This is a genomic window from Mesorhizobium sp. M7A.F.Ca.CA.003.01.2.1 (genome assembly GCF_003998945.1).
GTDB classification, from domain to species: domain Bacteria; phylum Pseudomonadota; class Alphaproteobacteria; order Rhizobiales; family Rhizobiaceae; genus Mesorhizobium; species Mesorhizobium ciceri.
Genome location: NZ_RZRA01001175.1, coordinates 1 through 931, shown reverse-complemented (window position 1 = coordinate 931; position 931 = coordinate 1). Strand labels below are relative to the sequence as shown.

1 pseudogene is annotated in these 931 nt (G+C 63.7%); it reads left to right on the top strand.

Annotated elements, in window-relative coordinates:
* Positions 1 to 118 precede the first annotated feature (118 nt).
* Positions 119 to 931 (top strand): annotated as a pseudogene (locus EN969_RS30940) (amidohydrolase); the annotation flags it as partial.

Here is a 931-nt window from a genome sequence, read left to right as displayed (position 1 = left end):
GCGCACGCAGCGCTTGTGTGGATGGTATACGCAAGGAACCTCAGGTGAACCGAATTTGCACGAACCGGGAAAACATATCACTTTTTAGCGAACCGCTTCACTGCTTTCTTCTCATGCCATGGAGAAACCGGTGGCCACCTCGGCGCAAGCAACCGCCCTTGCCTGTCTCGACGGCATCCAGCCGTTGTTGTCCGCGTGGACACGCATCATCTTCGATTACGGCGAGACCGCGTGGCGGGAATATCAATCCGCCGCCTGGTATGTCGAGCGACTGAAACTCGAAGGCTTTTCTGTCGAAGAAGGCTCCGGCGGCATGCCGACCGCCTTCTGCGCACATTGGACCAACGGCCCCGGCCCGACCAGCGGCATGTACGCCGAATACGACGCGGTGCCGGGCAATTGCCAGGATGCCGCTACGGTCGAGCGTCCGCGCCGGGGACTTGGCAACCAGGCCGGCGGCCACACCGACCCGCATTCCGGGCTGGGTATTTCGAGCCTCGGCGGGCTGCTGGCGACCAAGGCCGCGATGCAGCGCCACGGCATATCAGGCACGCTGCGCTTCACCGGCGAGCCGGCGGAAAAGGTGCGTGGGTCAAAGCCGATCCATGCCGCCAAGGGCTATTATGACGGCCTTGCCGGCATGATCTCCTTTCATCCGTTCTACATGCTGCCGCTCTGCAACACGGCGCGCTGGGACACGCATTGCGGCGCGGCCTACGCGATGATCTATCGCTTCATCTGCGACCAACCGGAGCGCTGGGCGCTGGCTGCGGGTGCTGCACCCATTCCGCAAGCACATTCGGCGGCGCGCGCGCCCGGCGCCAACGACGCATTGATGATGATGTACATGGCCTCCAAGGCTCTGCGCGATTCCATGCTGCCTCACCAGGGCGGCTGGTCGATCAGCGAGGCGATCCTGACGGCGGCGCCA